The following is a 13317-nucleotide window of genomic DNA, read 5'->3' as shown; positions in this document are numbered from 1 at the left end:
TTTAGATCTTCTGTCTCTCGACCCATTCAATCGAATTCACGCGAAATAATTCACAAGCGCCATCGCCTACACCGCCAGGTGTCAAAGAGGATGTCCAAACCAGATCTTTATCACGCACCTCAACCAACTCACCTTTTAAGTTGACCAAATCACCACGCTTGACCTGCTTAATTTGTTTTGCGATTTCAGGGTTAGCAGGAATGATGTGCATATTTGACACCATTTTTAATGCTTGATCAGGTGGTACGGGTAATTTTTTCATATTCCAATTTAAGTAGCGATCATACTGACGTACTGAAATGGTCCGTGCAATCTCTGGATCAGCAAACAAATCTAAACTGACTGCATAATCAATGGGAGAAAACTTCGCTTGTTCATCATCGTGATAAACTTTTGAACCGAGTATACGAAAATTCCCATCAAACGGTTTTAATACCGAAATGGACTGATATTTCACAACAGGCGATAAACCATTGGCAATATTATATTCTGCCTGATTGGTTGATGCATGTGTTTGCCCCATTGCAGCAACCATGCATAAACTGATCCAAAGACGTTTGTTCATGGCTCGATCATCCTCAAAAAAATGACTAAAATCTTAGAACATCATTCCTTTCATAGTATGCCTAGACCATGAATGAAGTTGCTTTTTTTAGTAACAATCAGCTTCATTTTGGTCATCTTTTTGTGCCATTTGCGACCTCTACTTTTGTATCCCCCATACCTGATATAAAACCCGCCTAAACGATGACTATTCCGTAAAGTCAATCCGCAGGGTTTCGAACCTAACCCGCCCCTCACTAATTGCTTGTGCAATCGCCTGCTGACCTTTGCTCAGACGCGCACCACCGCTTTTAATATCGAGTAAGATCACTTCAATATCTTCGGCTTCACCATCGCCATCTCGAAAATCGGTATACCCATCAAACACCACATAATCGACCGGATCACCTAAAAACTTGGCATCACTGGGTAAATATCGAAACTCAGGTAAAATCGGTGCAAACTGCTCTGCCATTTTTCCTTTCAACACTGCACGACTGGTGTTCACACTACGCTTCTGCGCATCTAACAACGCTTGTTTATGTTCTAACTCAAGTTCAGCAATGTATCTCTCATACTCCGCTTGAATACGCCCATTACGACTATGAGACAAAATAATGGTGGTCAGCACCACGCCGATACACCCACCAATTAGCATTGCAAGCCAAATTGACATAAAAATGTTCCTTATCTATTGCCGTGCTATTTAACTGCAACATTAAACTTTTGTCATGTGTCACGCACTCTTCTCAAAAAGATGCTAAGGTATGATTGAATATAAGAGACCTGTTAAAAAAGAGTTCATGAAGACAATATTAATCGCAAATCAAAAAGGTGGTTGTGGTAAAACCATGACTGCGATCACCCTTGCCACAGCATTATCACAAAAAGGGTATAAGGTTGCTTTAGCAGATGCGGACAACCAAAAATCTTCATTACAATGGTTAAAACAACGTCCAGAAACGGTCACTGAAATCCAAAGTCTTGATTGGCGACATGAAAAATCAATTGGCGACGCGCCTAAGAATCTTGATTATTTGATCATTGATGCGCCTGGGGCACTTTCGGGTGATCATGCTGAACAATTAGTCAGTGAAGCACATGCCATTGTGACACCTATACAGCCTTCGTTCTTTGATATCGATAGTACTCGCCGTTTTCTCAAACATTTACAAGAGATCAAACGGATTCGTAAAGGTAAAGTCCAGATTTTACTGATCGCTAACCGCGTCAAAGCAAACAGTGCCAGCTCCAAAGATATTCAGAACTTCTTTACCAAAATCGAGCACCCTCCTGTCGCTTGGATTTCTGAACGTAGTGCATATGGTACGTTGGCAATGCAAGGTTTAAGTATTTTTGATAAGCCACAGAAGAATTTTGTGCTGATTCAAAACCAATGGCAGCCTGTTTTAAATCAGTTGGTCGATGATCCTAGCGAATGGTTTTAAATCACCCTGTTCCACAATGACTGGAACAAGGTTTGAAGCATTTATATCAATCGTTGTGGGTTTAAATTGATATTTATTTAGGCGTGATGAAAGGTGCAGGATTTTGACTAGGTTGATCTGTGTCATCGCCCTCATCTTTCAAGTTATGCCTCATTTCATCGCTATCCAAGTTTTCAACAGCTTTACGGATTTTCTCATTGCCGTGGCTACCATCATTTGACTGTATTGCATGTTCACGTTCCGCGCCTTCTTCCTGTAATGCATTTTCAGGATTTTTAGGAATATCTGCGTTTTTCATTTCCTCCTGTAGATCATCACTATTCGTCAGACCTTCCACTTGCTGATAACTAAGTTTATCGCTACTCATTAAGTCAACTTCTGCAACATCAGGCTTTGTGGCATCGGTTTTATTTCGTTTTAAATGAAGATCTTGATCTACTTCTGAAGATGAATTGTTGTGATTATTTGAGTGTTTCATCGAGCTGCTCCTTAAATTACTTTATGGATGTATGAGTTCAATATAGCAACCTGCTTTGTAACTCTTTACCAACTCGTGTATTAAAGTAGATAGCGAATGTTGCGATGGTTAACAGTTATATTTAGGCATTACATCTTGAGTAAATCTTTTATAAAACTTTAATACTGCTCATAATCTGCCATTCAATCCTAAAAATACCCAAACAGAGCATGCCATCAGATTTATAACGCTCATTCCATCGAGATATTTAAACGTGAAATTACCGAATGAAAATTTTACTGGGTACATTTTTCAGTTAATATGAATCTATTCAATTTCCAGCACTAGAGAAAACTATGGTGCAACAATACGCTCCCGTATTACAACGCGTTTTGCTGTTTGGTCTATTCTTTGTCTTACTGTTTTTGGGATTTAATATTCTCAAATACTTTATTGTGCCTGTTCTTTGGGCGGCGATTATTGCTTATATGACTTGGCCTGTTTATCTATGGGTACAACGTCGATTTTTTGGTGAACATCGTCCCACACTGAATGCCACGATTATGATTAGTTTGGTGATTCTGGTGATTGGAGTCCCATTTATTTTCGCGATCTTTATGCTGCAACTTGAAGGTCGTAATTTATATTTTAATTTACAAAAACAACTTTTTTCTGGGCATGTTCAGATCCCTGATTTTATTAAGAACCTGCCGATTATTGGTGGAGATATTAGTCATACATTGAACGAATTAAGTAGCGATCCCAATAGCATTGCAAAAAATATCGCGGAATGGATTCAAAGCCATTTAAGTTATGGTCGTTTTGTTTTAAGTGAAATTAGCCGTAATTTGGTCAAACTGACATTTGCCCTCATGACCCTTTTCTTTTTCTATCGTGACGGACAAACGATATTGGCACAAGTCAGTCGTGCTTTAGAAATGGTCATTGGACCACGTGTCCACCATTATCTACAAACCATCTCAGAAACGACACGTGCTGTTGTTTACGGCGTTGGTTTAACTGCGGTTGCGCAAGCACTTTTGGCGGGTTTAAGTTACTTCGTCGCAGGTGTACCAAATCCTATGTTACTGACGATTGTGACCTTCTTTTTAGCCCTAATTCCATTTGGTACGCCTATCTCATATTTAGGTGTCGGGCTATGGTTATTTTCTCAAGGTCAAACCGTTGAAGCAATTGGTGTCATCGTATGGGGCGTACTGATCGTCAGTAGTGCGGATAATGTGATCCGACCACTGGTGATCTCAGGTGCAACTCAGATTCCATTCATATTGATTATGTTTGGTGTACTTGGCGGTGTCGCCAGCTTTGGTTTAGTCGGTTTATTTATTGGTCCTGTAATTTTGGCCGTGTTATTGGCGATATGGCGTGAATGGCTACATGAAAATGTGGAAGAACCCGTTGCAGCACTTGAAGCACCGCCTGATACGAAATAGTTAAAAGACTGTGGGTATCTTAAAAGATATCCACAGTTTGCTTGAAAATTCACTTATTTTCCCTTTACAAATATTTAAAACAATAACTGTGCACAGATTTTGCTTGTTCTTAATATATGAAAGATCAACTCAATCTGGATGCAAAAAATGATATGCCTCATTGATCAAACAATATTTTTATAAGGAAAATTTGTTTGTATGATAAAACCTAAACAAATTGAAGAAAAATAATCATGAACAGTCTTTATCTGCTCTTCAATCGCTTTAGATCGAATTCAATTCTGCTGTATTGCCTACAAATTTTTATTGTTTTAATCGGCACAACGCTATTACTGCATGGATTGAGCCTAAGTCAATTTATTGTGCCTGTCACATTAGGTGCAATTGCAGCAGCCCTGACTGACTTTGACGACCGGCTAAGTATCCGACTTCGAAACTTGTTTTATGTCTGTGTATTGTTCTTTACGGTCAGTACAATCTTAGCCTTTCTCGCGCCTTATAAATTCTGGTTCATCGTTTATTTGAGTCTATCCAGTGCTGCTTTTGTACTAATGGGAGCTTTGGGACAACGCTACGCCACAATTTCTTTTGGCACGATTTTACTTTCCATCTACACCATGTTTGGGTTGGGAGATTATCCACATTGGTATCAGCAACCCAGTTATTTTGTTTGTGGTGCACTGTGGTACGGTTTTACTTCGATCTTATTTTTTATCATTCGTCCCACACTGCCACTACAAGAAAAAATTTCGACTATTTTTAAAGAAATAGGAGAACTCTTACAAATCAAAGCCAAGCTGTTTGATCCTGACAATGTGCAGAATGTTGAAGAACTACTGTTTAAACTCTCACAAAAAAATGCTCAGGTGGTGAATAGTCTCAATCAGGCCAAGCAATCTTTACTTTCTCGACTCAAGTCTTCCCGCATCAATAACACCAGTATCTATTGGCTAAACTTGTATTATTTTGCCCAAGATATCCATGAACAAGTAACGTCTAATTATTTGCATTATGAAAAAATTCATCAGAATTTTAGCCGTAGTGATTTAATTTTCCGTATCCAAAAAAATATGTTTTTACAGGCCACAGCCTGCCAAAAGCTCAGCCAGTCACTACTGCATAAAACACCCTACCAAAACAGTCAACGGGCAGATGCGGCACTGGAAAATCTGGAAGCATCCATGAAAGATTGGATCGTTCAGCATCCCCATAATCTTGAGGTTAAAAATTTAGAACTCATTCTCAATAATTTAAAAAGTATTCATGAGCAATTCGCTCAACTGCAATTCAAGCAAAAAATCGAAACACTCTCCCCACAGCAACAACAGGCACACTTGAACTTGCTTGATGAAGATATTCAGGGTTTTCAGGATTTCTTCTTAAAAATAAAACAACATCTCAGTCCACAGTCGGCCTTATTTCGTCATGCCGTTCGTTTAGCGATCGTCTTTGCCGTGGGTTATGCAATTTCCTTACTGCCTTTTGCAAAAAATGGCTATTGGATTTTACTGACCAGCTTGTTTGTGTGTCAGATCACTTACTTCGCAACTAAAAGTCGGCTAAAACTCAGAACCATCGGCACGTTATTAGGTGTGCTGTTAGGCATACCCGTACTTTATTTTGTACCCAGTATTGAAGGACAACTGGTGATTACCGTGATTAGCGGCGTGTATTTCTTCTATTTACGCCAAAAGAAATATGCACTTGCCACGGTGATGGCAACACTGATGGTTTTATTGATTTTTAATTTAAAAGGTGCTGGTTTTAGCATTATTTTACCGAGGATTATCGATACGCTCATCGGCTGTGCTATTGCATGGTTGGCAGTGAACTTGATTTGGCCCGACTGGAACTTTCGTAATATCCCTGAAAATATACGTAAAAGTAGCCAAGCCACTATGAATTATTTGGATGCAGTCATCCAACAATATCACCAAGGACGTTCCAACGATCTTGAATATCGTAAAGCACGTCGTGCGGCACATAATGCCCAGATCGAACTGTCAAATATGATTTCGAGTCTCAGTACCGAACCCCAGCCCAATCAAGAACTCATCCATTATGCATTTCGTTACTTGGTTTATAGTCATAGTCAATTGAGCTACGTTTCTGCTCTCGGCCATCAACGTATTCAAATTCAAGATCAACATATTTTGGCGCTGTTAGATCAAAGTGCCGAATTAATCAAACACATCTTGATTCAACAACAACAGCCAATTCCAAATCAACAGATTGAAGACATATTAATCAAAATTCAGCACTTAAATTCACAAGGTCAGGTCTCTGAGCAAAATCAATTGCTGTTAAAGCAAATGAGTCTATTACTCGAGACCCTCACTGAACTGGTGATGTTGAAAAATAAACTTCTAGAACTTGAAATTCAGTAATCAACTGACATTTCATCGATTCTAATTTATTCCTTGTTGCTGACGTGTTTGCATCACCTGTTTCAACGCAGCGCGCGGTTGAGCAAACCATAAGCCAATCAAAGCTACACTCGCGAGTGCAAAAGCCCAAATGTGGAAATGTGTATAAAGTACTCGTACCAGTTCAATAATGACAAAGAAACTCATCATCATGATCATCGACACTGCGGCTGCAACCGTACCTTTCGATACTTCTGAAGACATTAAGGCAAAACGATACATCACGGAGAAGCTAATCCCTTCACCAAAACTGATCAAAGTCATGCCGATCAATAAACATGGCACCAAATAGATCGGCCAAATCACGCCAAGCAATAAGAACAACGTCCCAAATAACATGATGGGTAAACCCACCAAAATGGTTTTACCTAAAGCAAAACGATCCATCACTTTGATCAAGACAATATTGCCCGCAATCAAACCAAAGAATATCGGAAACTGTGCCAAACCATATTGCATGCTGCTCAGTTTCAACTCATCCACCAAAATAATCGGTGATAAGGCAATCCATAGCATCAAGGGCATCGCCACCAGTGGTAGAGCAAGGCTTAAACCCAAGAAATGGCGATTGGTAAACACCTTTTTAAAGTCATCAAACATATAACTAAAGGGTTGTTTCACTCTACTTTGCTGTTGCGAAGGCATAAATTTCTTCAGACCAAACCAACTCAAGAATGAAATAGCGGCGATGCCGACAAAGCCCCAATGCCAAGAAATATGTTCAATTAGAAATGCACCGAGTACCGGACCAAGCAAAGGTGCTAATAATGAAATATTTGCCATCAGTGCCATGACTTTAATGGCATCTCGTTCTTCAAATGTTTCTTGAATTGCGGCATAACCAACCGCAGAAATGACAGTCAAACCAATGCCTTGTAAGAAACGCAAGGCCAAGAATTGTTCAATATTATGTGTCAGTAAAATCAACAAACAGCAGATCGTAAAGAATGCCACACCAGCCAATAATACTGTTTTACGCCCAAGTCGATCTGAAAGTGGTCCAAGCAGCCAAGCCACACTGGCACCACCCAACAAATAGAATGACATCGACGAAGGGGCCCATGTTGCACTGACACCAAATTGTTCGGCAATCGACAGCATTGCAGGCTGTATCAAGTCATTACCAATATAAACCGCAAACTCAAATAGCACTAAAGCTAAAGGAAACATGAGCGTTATACGGTTTAACGTCATATTTTGATTATTCGTCATCATGTTCTATTCACAAAAACAACCAATTCGGGTGCGTCCCATTTCCATACAAAGAAAATAGGATCATCACCACACGATTTTATGGTTTAGATTTAAATTAAATTTTGATTTTCATGCTGTGAGAGCGCATGTAATAAATGTGAAAACACCGTATTCACTAGGTGTATATATAAGAAAAACAATCTATTTACGTGAGCTTGGTAAATGTTTTACCTTTTGGCAAAATTGCCAGACGCAACTTTAGCACTTTTTAAAAATGACCGCAATTTGAGCAACTGTTTTAATATGTGAATAACAATCAAGTTATCCACAGCTTTGCTGATCTTTCATTCAATTTTTAGTGTTATGGACATAAATCAAACTGGAATGTCGCAGTGTTCTCCCCTCTAGCGCATTGATAACTTTGTTTCTTATTCACAACTTTCCAAACTGCTTGATCGCGTTTTAATTGATATTCGGTTCGAACGGCAATCACTGAATCATCCAGTTGCGCTTGTTCAACCGTAATTGCTGCCTCGCTTGGATTTTCTGCGCTATTAAATTGTTGATCGATCTTTAAATTTGTTTCGTCATCTAATAAAGTCGGATGATCCAATAAGACAGCATACATGGCTGTACTTTTTTGAACTGCAGCTTGTTGTTGAGACTGCGCAATTGGCTGATTGCAAGCAGTTAAAAATAGAATACATCCTAAAACCATCCAAATTTTATGCATTTTTAATCTTCCATCACAACACTGCTTATTCATATTAACGCCCCACAACAAATCGTACAGCACAAGTATGTATATAACTTGCAAATGAAATCCTCTGTTGATCAGCTCAACTATTGATTTTTGATCAAGAGTCTTTTGCTGATTTACACATTTTTACTCATGAATAGATTTCCTAAAATGCCGTCAAGTTTTAGCAATCTATGTTCGAGTTATTCAATGAGCAATATTTTAATTATTAATGGTGCCAAGCAATTTGCTCATTCAAATGGTGAGCTCAATGACACTTTAACTGACTTTTCTGAAGCATATTTAAAAACGCTTGGTCATGCCGTACAAGTGACACGCACTGACAGTGACTATGATATACAAGCCGAAATTGAAAAATACTTATGGGCAGATGTGGTGATCTATCAAATGCCGGGCTGGTGGATGGGTGCACCATGGACCATGAAGAAATACATTGATGATGTATTTACCATTGGTCATGGTTCACTCTATGCCAACGATGGGCGTAGTCGTTCGGATGCTTCTAAAAAATATGGTTCAGGTGGTTTGATTCAGGGCAAGAAATACATGTTGTCTTTAACATGGAATGCCCCAATGGAAGCGTTTACAGATCCTCATCAATTCTTTCATGGCGTTGGGGTTGATGGGGTTTATTTAGCTTTTCACAAAGCCAATCAATTCTTGGGTATGGAATCCCTGCCAACTTTTATCGTGAATGACGTAATCAAAATGCCAAATGTTCCCAGTTATCTCGAAGCGTACAAAGTCCATTTAGATCAGTTTTTTACGAACACGAATTAAGAGAGAAATGATATGTTGACGATTATTGCTGAAATCCGTACTCATCAAGCTGCTGAACATCGCCAAGCTGCTTTTGAAAAAATTATTCCAACTGTACTGACTGAAGATGGTTGTCATGGTTATGCATCATTGATTGATCATCTACCTACGATTGAAATGCAGACACAGGATGAAAATAGCATTGTGATGTTGGAGCAATGGGAAAGCACAGCTCATCTTGAAGCGCATATGCAAACGGCACATATGCAGCAACATTTTGAGGCGACCAAAGACCATGTAACTGATGTGAAAGTGCGTATTTTGGAAAGTGGAATTTAGAACAAAGATTGGTTATTTATCAAATCCTCATAAAATATATGATACTCGGTAATGTCATCTGCAACCTGCGTGATTTCAAGAAGATACTGTTTCTGCGATAAATTTTAATTAATGCAAGAAATGAACAGGTTTTGCAGATGACAATGCCTTTCTTGCGAAGCGTTGCTTCTCATCTGGGCAAAACCAAAGTAACTCCAGCCGAAGGCTAATCTTGAATATGAATGAGAACACAATACGACTCCGTCAAGACATAGAAAAATATAAGCAAATGATTTTACTGATAATAATACTGCTTCAAATGGCGACTATACTCCGTTAAATAACGCTCTAAGCCCTCTCGACGATCAGCTTTTTGCATTTCTTTAGCAGCTAATTTCTCAATCTTGGTTTCCAATAAATGAAGAATCGCTGCTTGTTCCACTTCTGGAAGTTTGGCTTTTTCTTTCTGCTGCTTTTTAATTTCTAAATAATCTTCCGCCCAGTGACGCAATGGATCATTTGAATCAACTTGTGCAAATAAATCAGTGATCAATAATTCTGGCATCACTTCTTGGGTTGCCAACTCTGCCGACATCAAACCACGAATCGAATAAAATACTTTTTTATAAGTAAAGTTTTCTGCGGTTTGCATCACTTTCATCCCACCTTTCGCCAGCGATAAGTAGTGGTGATACAGCGCACTATAATCGATTCGCTCTAGCAATCCATCTCGAAACGTTTGCCATTCTGGAAAGACATTAAAATACACAATATGGGCTCTTACCCACTCCAAAACCGTGGGGTTACTTTTAGCCAATAGCCCAAACATTTTATCGAGATCATATGAAACGAAATCAAAATCCCCATCCATGATTTCGATTAGATCCCTGTATTTTTTATAATCAAAATATTGGTCTTTACTGGGTAAATGAAAACCACGTACATCATAGTCGCTGTCAGGGCTTGCCATACCCCATAAACGGCTACCACTTTCAATATAAAAAAGTGGAATGTCTTGACGTTGTTGAAATAGTTTTTCGATTTCGTGATGGATGTTCATTTGTATTACTTCATGATTTAAAAATTAAGACTTGCGAGAGACAATAATATTTTTTACTGTTCTAATTCATTTGATTTTAAAAAGATAACCATTTGATAAAATCAATGTCTATTCAATATAACAAATAGGATCATTCATGCAACTGACTTATGCAGGACAGGTTTTCTTAGTAGTCGTTGCGATCTTGAGTGTTTGGTCTTTTGTTCTGACAAAATTTTGGCTCAAGCGTTTAGCCAATAATCGTGAAAGCAGCAAGCTTGAATTTAGTTATTTATTCGTGGTTGTTTTTAGCATTAGTTCTTTATTCTTCCCCTTTACCTATTGGGTTTCACAAGCCGTCTATGGTTTAGCGACCAAACCAAGCTATGATGCAACGGTAGTGAGTTATACCTCTGAATGGGTTGATACTGAACATACTGATTCCAATGGACGTAAATATAAAACCCAGACCTTAATGCATACCGCTCAGGTCCAATTCAAAGATGATCAAAACAGAATTTTGACCTTAGATAATTCAGTTCGTTCTGGGGATACTCCTGTGGTGGGGGATCATATTACAGTTGTTTATGGAGCTGGGGATCTAACCGTACAAGAAAAGAGTTGGCGAACGGGACTCCTATTTGCCGCAACCCTATTTATGCTGTTTGTTATGGGCTATATCTTAGTCATGATTATTGCATATGGTTTGAATCGGGATATGGCACCATATCGCAAGTTTGCCAATCTGCTTATTTTTAGAGTTACGATTCCATTAGGTACTATGGCAATGTTTACGATGTTGTCTTATTCGGTTTTTGCTTATTTCTTTTTAGGCAATCCACGTGATTTACCTGTGTGGGTGGTTGCGATTTGTGGCTTCTTCTCGGTATGTCTTTTGCCACTGATTTATCATATTTTGACGGGTTGGAAAGCGTATAGAGAATAGATCTTTTATTGCTGTTTACTCTCTAATTTCTGTTATATAAGCGGTTCCTATTTCTTTACCTTGAAAGTCTTTAATTAAATAATTTTTCATCAAAACAATTTGATCTAAAATTTTTCCAAATACGATTTCACAAACCAAAAATTCATCCAAGATTTTCTTTTCTTCATCTTTCAAATATAAGCGTATCATATGAGTTGAATCTTCTATTTTTATAAACAAAACCATACTTATATATTCATTCTCCCCCCTAGTATCATAATATACATAGTCACCCGCTATATCTTTTCGATGCAAGCATATATATCCCTGACAAATCATTTGTTTTTCTATCATTCACTCTTTCCTAACAATAAAAAAAGCGCATCTTTAGATACGCTTTTAACAGAACTTCTTTTATCTAATCAAGCATTAAAGATCAAATAATTTCCCAGGGTTCATAATCCCATTCGGATCAAATGCCAATTTCAATGCTTTCATATATTCAATTTCTTCAGGCGAACGAGAATATTCCAAATATGGTTTCTTGGTCATGCCCACACCATGCTCGGCAGAGATTGAACCATCATATTTTTTCACAGTCTCAAACACGTATTTATTCACCACCTGACACTTGGCAAAAAACTCATCTTTAGTGAGATTCTCAGGTTTTAAAATATTTAAGTGCAAGTTCCCGTCACCAATATGACCAAACCAACAGATTTCAAAGTCTGGATAATTGTCTGCAACAATTGCATCAATTTCTTTGATAAATGCAGGTACATGCGTAATCAGCACTGAAATATCATTTTTATAAGGAATAAATGGCGCGATTGACTCTGAAATATCTTCACGCAAACGCCATAAGCTTTGCGCTTGATCTAGACTTTGGCTCATCACACCATCAATGACCCAACCCTGTTCCATGCAATGCTCGAAAATCTGCATGGCTTTATCCATGATTGGCTCATATGGCGCTTCAAATTCGAGTAATACATAGAATGGGCATTGCGTTTCAAATGGACGCTGTACATGACCGCGATCCAAAACTTTTTGCATTGCGACTTCACCAAAGAACTCAAACGCGGTTAAGTCGATTTCTTTTTGGAAGGCATGTAATACTGGCATCACCGCTTCAAAGTCAGGTGTACCCAATACCATCACTTGCAGGTTTTGTGGTTGACGTTCCAACTTAATCTCAGCTTCAGTGACTAAACCAAGCGTTCCCTCACCACCAATGAATAAATGTTGTAAAGCATAACCCGTGGCATTTTTAATCATACCTTTATTGATACGAAGAATATCGCCCTTACCTGTCACCACAGTCAGACCAAGCACCCAGTTTCGGGTCATACCGTATTTGATAACTTTAATGCCGCCTGCATTGGTTCCGATATTGCCGCCGATTTGGCTTGAGCCTGTTGAGGCAAAATCAACTGGATAATACATCCCTTGTTGTTCTGCATAGTTCTGCAACTGTTCAGTGACCACACCAGCTTGAACCCGCACCATACGATCGGCTGGGAAGAACTCCAAGATTTGGTTCATCTTGTCAAAGCTAATCACAATCTCACCGTTGGCTGCCACTGCACCTGCTGAAAGCCCAGTTCGCCCACCTGACGGCGTAATCGCCACATTAAACTGATTAGCAAGCTTTACAACCGCCTGAACCTGTTCAGTGCTTGATGGAAAAACGATGACTGATGGGTTCGGATCAAAATGTTTAGTATGATCTCGTCCCCAATTTTCCAAACTATCCGCATCGGTTTTAATACGGTTTTCACCCACAATTGCTGTTAATTGGGTTAATAACTCAGGGGTTAAAGCGACTGAAGCATTCATCGTTTACAGGCCTAGCAAGAAGTAAATATAGGGCTTTTGGATGACAACATAATATTTTTCAACATCTTAAAAAAAGATATTTGAATTATCCAAAAATATAGAAACTTTACAGAACAGCGCAAACCCATTGATAATTAGGTTTGTCCATCAGATAG

14 protein-coding genes are annotated in these 13317 nt (G+C 38.7%); 6 read left to right on the top strand and 8 right to left on the bottom strand.

Going from position 1 to position 13317, the window contains the following annotated elements:
* Position 1: 1 nt before the first annotated feature.
* Complete coding sequence (locus EXE30_RS01550; protein WP_121928885.1) at positions 2 to 565, bottom strand: hypothetical protein; 564 nt, start codon at positions 563 to 565, stop codon at positions 2 to 4.
* A gap of 186 nt (positions 566 to 751) precedes the next feature.
* Positions 752 to 1219: a Holliday junction resolvase-like protein gene (locus EXE30_RS01545; protein ID WP_121928886.1), complete on the bottom strand. Its 468-nt coding sequence runs from the start codon at positions 1217 to 1219 to the stop codon at positions 752 to 754.
* Between the two features lie 127 nt (positions 1220 to 1346).
* Between EXE30_RS01545 and EXE30_RS01540 the strand changes: the two genes are divergently transcribed.
* The gene (locus tag EXE30_RS01540; protein WP_130160899.1) at positions 1347 to 1991 is read left to right on the top strand and encodes a ParA family protein; all 645 of its coding nucleotides are present in this window, start codon (positions 1347 to 1349) and stop codon (positions 1989 to 1991) included.
* A 73-nt stretch (positions 1992 to 2064) separates the two neighbouring features.
* Here EXE30_RS01540 and EXE30_RS01535 read toward each other — a convergent pair whose 3' ends face one another.
* Positions 2065 to 2358, bottom strand: a complete 294-nt coding sequence (locus tag EXE30_RS01535; protein ID WP_407641621.1) for a hypothetical protein — start codon at positions 2356 to 2358, stop codon at positions 2065 to 2067.
* Between the two features lie 449 nt (positions 2359 to 2807).
* Here EXE30_RS01535 and EXE30_RS01530 point away from each other — a divergent pair, with 449 nt between their 5' ends.
* Positions 2808 to 3902 (top strand): AI-2E family transporter, encoded by a 1095-nt coding sequence (locus EXE30_RS01530; RefSeq protein WP_165382352.1) that lies wholly within the window; start codon positions 2808 to 2810, stop codon positions 3900 to 3902.
* Between the two features lie 233 nt (positions 3903 to 4135).
* On the top strand, positions 4136 to 6289 hold the full coding sequence (yccS, locus tag EXE30_RS01525; protein ID WP_130160896.1) for a YccS family putative transporter: 2154 nt from the start codon (positions 4136 to 4138) through the stop codon (positions 6287 to 6289).
* A gap of 21 nt (positions 6290 to 6310) precedes the next feature.
* Here yccS and craA read toward each other — a convergent pair whose 3' ends face one another.
* Together craA and EXE30_RS01515 are read right to left on the bottom strand one after the other, a co-directional pair.
* Complete coding sequence (gene craA, locus EXE30_RS01520) at positions 6311 to 7540, bottom strand: chloramphenicol efflux MFS transporter CraA (protein ID WP_407641620.1); 1230 nt, start codon at positions 7538 to 7540, stop codon at positions 6311 to 6313.
* Positions 7541 to 7883: 343 nt separating this feature from the next.
* Positions 7884 to 8255 carry a hypothetical protein gene (locus EXE30_RS01515; RefSeq protein WP_130160895.1) on the bottom strand — a complete coding sequence of 124 codons (372 nt, stop codon included), beginning with the start codon at positions 8253 to 8255 and terminating at the stop codon, positions 7884 to 7886.
* Positions 8256 to 8471: 216 nt separating this feature from the next.
* On the opposite strand from EXE30_RS01515, the gene EXE30_RS01510 reads away from it, so the two are divergent.
* Entirely contained in the window at positions 8472 to 9062 is a 591-nt protein-coding gene (locus EXE30_RS01510; protein ID WP_130160894.1) for an NAD(P)H-dependent oxidoreductase, read from the top strand.
* A 12-nt stretch (positions 9063 to 9074) separates the two neighbouring features.
* On the top strand, positions 9075 to 9380 hold the full coding sequence (locus EXE30_RS01505; RefSeq protein ID WP_130160893.1) for a putative quinol monooxygenase: 306 nt from the start codon (positions 9075 to 9077) through the stop codon (positions 9378 to 9380).
* A gap of 274 nt (positions 9381 to 9654) precedes the next feature.
* Here EXE30_RS01505 and EXE30_RS01500 read toward each other — a convergent pair whose 3' ends face one another.
* On the bottom strand, positions 9655 to 10419 hold the full coding sequence (locus tag EXE30_RS01500) for a nucleotidyltransferase domain-containing protein (RefSeq protein ID WP_130160892.1): 765 nt from the start codon (positions 10417 to 10419) through the stop codon (positions 9655 to 9657).
* Positions 10420 to 10555: 136 nt separating this feature from the next.
* Here EXE30_RS01500 and EXE30_RS01495 point away from each other — a divergent pair, with 136 nt between their 5' ends.
* A complete protein-coding gene (locus EXE30_RS01495; RefSeq protein WP_130160891.1) occupies positions 10556 to 11344 on the top strand; it encodes a xanthine permease in 789 nt (262 codons plus the stop codon).
* A 15-nt stretch (positions 11345 to 11359) separates the two neighbouring features.
* Here the strand turns inward: EXE30_RS01495 and EXE30_RS01490 are convergent, their stop codons facing one another.
* Both EXE30_RS01490 and EXE30_RS01485 read right to left on the bottom strand, forming a co-directional pair.
* The gene (locus EXE30_RS01490) at positions 11360 to 11677 is read right to left on the bottom strand and encodes a hypothetical protein (protein WP_130160890.1); all 318 of its coding nucleotides are present in this window, start codon (positions 11675 to 11677) and stop codon (positions 11360 to 11362) included.
* Positions 11678 to 11752: 75 nt separating this feature from the next.
* Positions 11753 to 13162, bottom strand: coding sequence for an FAD-binding oxidoreductase (locus tag EXE30_RS01485; protein ID WP_130160889.1), 1410 nt, complete (start codon positions 13160 to 13162; stop codon positions 11753 to 11755).
* Positions 13163 to 13317 lie beyond the last annotated feature (155 nt).

The organism is Acinetobacter halotolerans, from assembly GCF_004208515.1.
GTDB lineage: Bacteria > Pseudomonadota > Gammaproteobacteria > Pseudomonadales > Moraxellaceae > Acinetobacter > Acinetobacter halotolerans.
Note: the sequence above shows the minus strand (reverse complement) of the source record. Positions and strands in the feature narration are given on the sequence as shown.

Coding starts and splice junctions, on each gene's coding strand:
- EXE30_RS01550 (WP_121928885.1), bottom strand. CDS start 565: ATGAACAAACGTCTTTGGATCAGTTTATGCATGGTTGCTGCAATGGGG.
- EXE30_RS01545 (WP_121928886.1), bottom strand. CDS start 1,219: ATGTCAATTTGGCTTGCAATGCTAATTGGTGGGTGTATCGGCGTGGTG.
- EXE30_RS01505 (WP_130160893.1), top strand. CDS start 9,075: ATGTTGACGATTATTGCTGAAATCCGTACTCATCAAGCTGCTGAACAT.
- EXE30_RS01500 (WP_130160892.1), bottom strand. CDS start 10,419: ATGAACATCCATCACGAAATCGAAAAACTATTTCAACAACGTCAAGAC.
- EXE30_RS01485 (WP_130160889.1), bottom strand. CDS start 13,162: ATGAATGCTTCAGTCGCTTTAACCCCTGAGTTATTAACCCAATTAACA.
- EXE30_RS01515 (WP_130160895.1), bottom strand. CDS start 8,255: ATGCATAAAATTTGGATGGTTTTAGGATGTATTCTATTTTTAACTGCT.
- EXE30_RS01510 (WP_130160894.1), top strand. CDS start 8,472: ATGAGCAATATTTTAATTATTAATGGTGCCAAGCAATTTGCTCATTCA.
- EXE30_RS01490 (WP_130160890.1), bottom strand. CDS start 11,677: ATGATAGAAAAACAAATGATTTGTCAGGGATATATATGCTTGCATCGA.
- EXE30_RS01535 (WP_407641621.1), bottom strand. CDS start 2,358: ATGAGTAGCGATAAACTTAGTTATCAGCAAGTGGAAGGTCTGACGAAT.
- yccS (WP_130160896.1), top strand. CDS start 4,136: ATGAACAGTCTTTATCTGCTCTTCAATCGCTTTAGATCGAATTCAATT.
- EXE30_RS01540 (WP_130160899.1), top strand. CDS start 1,347: ATGAAGACAATATTAATCGCAAATCAAAAAGGTGGTTGTGGTAAAACC.
- EXE30_RS01495 (WP_130160891.1), top strand. CDS start 10,556: ATGCAACTGACTTATGCAGGACAGGTTTTCTTAGTAGTCGTTGCGATC.
- craA (WP_407641620.1), bottom strand. CDS start 7,540: ATGACGAATAATCAAAATATGACGTTAAACCGTATAACGCTCATGTTT.